The sequence below is a fragment of the Pseudomonas wayambapalatensis genome (genome assembly GCF_049942315.1).
GTDB lineage: Bacteria > Pseudomonadota > Gammaproteobacteria > Pseudomonadales > Pseudomonadaceae > Aquipseudomonas > Aquipseudomonas wayambapalatensis.
In genome coordinates this window covers 1-3636 of sequence record NZ_JBNFMU010000076.1, presented here as the reverse complement: position 1 = coordinate 3636, position 3636 = coordinate 1, and the positions used below count along the sequence as shown (strand labels likewise).

General features: G+C 56.8%; 3 protein-coding genes and 1 pseudogene. All 4 read right to left on the bottom strand.

All coding sequences use genetic code 11. The features are described 5' to 3' along the window. Positions 1-199, bottom strand: a pseudogene (locus tag ACPZMI_RS02905) (T6SS effector BTH_I2691 family protein); the annotation flags it as partial. An 8-nt stretch (positions 200-207) separates the two neighbouring features. Further along, the gene (locus ACPZMI_RS02900) at positions 208-1089 is read right to left on the bottom strand and encodes a DUF4123 domain-containing protein (protein ID WP_186669714.1); all 882 of its coding nucleotides are present in this window, start codon (positions 1087-1089) and stop codon (positions 208-210) included. After that, positions 1086-3272 (bottom strand): type VI secretion system Vgr family protein, encoded by a 2187-nt coding sequence (locus ACPZMI_RS02895; protein ID WP_426351631.1) that lies wholly within the window; start codon positions 3270-3272, stop codon positions 1086-1088. Before ACPZMI_RS02895 ends, ACPZMI_RS02900 begins: the two co-directional genes overlap by 4 nt. Before the next feature lie 66 nt (positions 3273-3338). After that, the gene (locus ACPZMI_RS02890; protein ID WP_426351632.1) at positions 3339-3596 is read right to left on the bottom strand and encodes a PAAR domain-containing protein; all 258 of its coding nucleotides are present in this window, start codon (positions 3594-3596) and stop codon (positions 3339-3341) included. Positions 3597-3636: the final 40 nt, after the last annotated feature.

Below are 3636 nucleotides of genomic sequence, written 5' to 3'. Positions count from 1 at the left end.
CGCGATGAGGGTGGCGCAGATGCTCAGGCAGGGTAGGTAATCGTTGGCGCTGGTGGGCACTGCCGCCAACGGCGGCATAGCGTAATGGCAGCACAGTGAAGGTCCGTGTACATGTGACGTCAGGCCCAACTGAAAAAGGATCTTGCAGTGCCTCGCAGTTCTGCCGATTGATTTCAAGCAGCGTCTCCAGATCGAGCATGAGAGGTCCTAGTGAAGTAAGCGGTGCAGATGTGTTTGAAGGCGGTGAGCAAATGGCTGTCGTTGCTCGAGTGATTCCTTCATAGCGGCCTGCCAAATGGGATCGAGTGTCAATCTGTCGCCGAGCAGCGCTGAATAGGTGACATAGGTGATCAGGTCTTGTTGCTCGATGAATCCTGCTTCTCGCGCGGCAGCGAGGTACTTGCGTACCCGACCCAGGCGCACGCTGTGGCATTGTTTAGCTTGCCCACTCGCGGCCAGTGAGCTTTTCAATTGATCGGCGAGTCGATGTTCAAGTGGGTCTCCCGCCAGCGCCTCCCAGCACGCAGGGTCTAGTGTTAGGTCGTTGAGCTCTTCGGTTGCAGATCTGTCGCCACCCATCAAACAGCACCAGGTTTCTTCATTGGCATCTGGATAAGGCACCCACCAACTATGGATGGGAGCGAACCATTCGACGATTTTGGGCAGATCCTTTCGGGCATGCAGCACCCGCAGGCATTGTTCGGTGTGATAGCGCAGTAAGTAGCGTTGGCCGTCAGGTGCCAGAACTGTGTTGGCTTGCGCCAGGTGAGTGGCTAACGCAGCAGTAGGCAACGAGCTGATGATCCAGCCGCAGATGGCATCGGCTGCGAACTCGCTCAACTGCCAGAAGAGGTCGGATTGGTTCTGTAAGTTGGCGTCGGTGTTGGCTGCATATAGACCGGTGCCGAACGGGCGCAGGTTGCTGAGCTCATCCTGTTGCATCAGCGGACACAATATTCCGTGCTCCCGCTGTGCGAGGCTTTCCAACTGTTCAGTGCTTAGCTGGGAAAGTTCAAGAACAGCGGAAAGTCGATAGCCTTCTGCTTGTCGTAGAGGACGGAGCAGTTTTTCGACGAAGAGGTCTTTCATTCGTGATCCCCCTCCATACGAATGACATTGCGACCTTCTGCGATGGCTTTCAGCAAACAGCTGATGCAGATGGCTTCCGCAGGCGTTGGAGTGGAACTGATGGCTAGGTTATGCGTACTTCCTGTTGGACTTTGTGCTACAGGGCCTTTGATTTTGATTGCAATGGCGTCAAGTGTGATGCCGCTGCCGTCAAGCGTTAGCGTTGCTCCCGGCGCCTTGATGGTTAGGCTTTGTGACACTTGGAGCTCTATGACTTGCGTTTCTTGGCGAATCGCTTGTCCTGCCCGTAGCTCGACATTTCCGACCACGTGTTGCTCCAGATGGCCGCCAATCTCTATCGAGTGATTCGCTGTGGTTTTGTCATATCTGTTGTTACCCACCTGCTCCGTACGATCTTTTGCTGTGGTGATCATGCGATGGCGGCCAATTTGAAGCAGGTCATCCCGACCTGTTTCACGATGATGGTCTCTCCCAATTTTCAGACCTTGGTCGTTACCCACTTCCTCGTGTCGGTCATGACCAATACTGATCTGCTCATCCCGCGCTACACGCTCAGACCGATCATTTCCAATCTGTGTGGTTTCATCATGCTTGACCACATTGTTCTGATCCCGCTCGGCATGAATGAACACCTCCTGCCGCCCCAGTTCATCCTCGAAGCGCAGCTCGTTGAAACCATCCCCTTTGTGGGTCTGGCTCTTGATGGTCATGCGGGTCTTGTGTTCGGGCAGGTCGTAGGGCGGCAGTTGATCGCCGCAGTAGGTGCGGCCAGTGATCATCGGTTGGTCGGGGTCACCGTTGACATACTGGATGATCACATCCTGGCCGATGCGCGGAATGGCCATCGAGCCCCAACTGCCACCGGCCCAGCCTTGCGATACCCGCACCCAGCAGGAGCTGAACTCGTTATTCTCGCTCTCGCGGTCCCAAGGGAAACTGACCTTGACCCGGCCCCACTCATCGCAATAGATCTCTTCGCCCTTAGGTCCGACCACGGTCGCCATGTGCGGGCCGTCGATGCGCGGTTTTGCCAGCGGAGAAGGTCGCCATTCGGTCCGGCCGGGGATCAGCACGGCGGTCTGCTCATAACGCGTGCTCTGGTCGATCCCTGTGGCTTCTTCCTGCAGGCTGGTGAACTGGCTACCTTTGTGGGTAACCGCATTCACCCGCCAATGGGTGTTGAGGTCATCACGCGGATGACCCGTCAGCGTGAAGCTCAAGCCCGGTTGCAGGCGTACGTCATCACCTTCGACTTGCGCCAGTCGTACATCATGACGCAGTGCCGTGATGCGGTTTTCGGTGAACGGTTTACCTACGACATCGCGCTTGTAGCGGCCTGGGTAATCGAAATATTCGTACTCGTTGGACTGATGCTTCAGGAAGGGGCCGGAGGCCCTGTGTTCCTGGCGGTAAGCCGGGTTGGTGAAGGTGTAGTCGCGCTGAACCTGGCGTGCTGTGCGCACCTGCTCGCTGTAGCTCAAGCGGCGCAAGCAGGGAACAGGCTGGTCGCCACCGCTGCTGGCTTGGTACAGCACGCTGTCAGGGGCTACAGGCTCTTCGTTATCAAAGAAGCCCTCGTCTTCATCCTCGGGCTTGATGGCGCCATGGCTGATCAACCCCAGCGATTGCAGCCGATCAGTGATGATCAGCTTGTGCAGCTTCTCACTGTGTGCGAAGCGATAGACGAAGCCTTCTTCAGCAGCAAGACGAGCGATGAACGCCAGGTCCGTCTCGCCGGCCTGGACGCAGAACTCGCGGACCTGGTGGTCCATGCTGGCACGCAGTTCGTATTGGTCGATGCCCTGACGCTTGAGCATCAGTTCAAGAATTTGCGGCACAGTCTTCTGTTGGAAGATACGCCAGTTCGAACGCAAGTCGGCGCGGGCCAGTTGCGGCTCGACCAGCGCCTGATAGTAAGTGCGGTAGAAGCCGCTTTCAGCCTGGCTGAAACGGCTGACCAGGCCGTGCACGTAGCGCACAGGGCGTTCACCTTCCCAAATGGTGAACAACACCGGCTTGTCGAGCAACTGACCGAAGTCGATGTCGTTTTCGTGGCTGATCAGCTGAAGTTCGAGCGTGAACGGCTGGCTGATGCCCTCCTTGAGTGTGAACGAAACCACTTCGAATTCTGCTTTGCCAGCAAGTGGCAGAAAGCTGTAACGCAAGTCAGATTGGCTAGGCATAAGCAATCCCTGTCCGCCGTCCGAGATTCGAAATGCCCAGGCAGCGATGACTGCCAGGGCACGTTTTCATGCGATTTGCCAATCAGGATCACCTTCTATCAGCACGCCACCATGGTCGGTCCGGTCGCCTTGGCGGGCGACCGTTTTGCTCTCTATGTGAAAGCTCGAAGTCCCGGTTTCGATGATGGCTCCGCAACTGATGCGGTCTCCTGCGAGCGCGGCCGCTCGGCCTTTCACTGTGAGGCTGGAGGTGCCGGAGATGACTTCGCCCTTACCATGAAGGGGGCAATCATGTTTATGGCCGATCAGCACGATGGGTTTCACAGGGGATATCCTTTTCGACGGTCGAGGTTTCCACTTCGGT

Bases quoted from the DNA above. Each gene is read 5' to 3' on its own strand.
- ACPZMI_RS02895 (WP_426351631.1), bottom strand. From the start codon at position 3,272: ATGCCTAGCCAATCTGACTTGCGTTACAGCTTTCTGCCACTTGCTGGC.
- ACPZMI_RS02900 (WP_186669714.1), bottom strand. From the start codon at position 1,089: ATGAAAGACCTCTTCGTCGAAAAACTGCTCCGTCCTCTACGACAAGCA.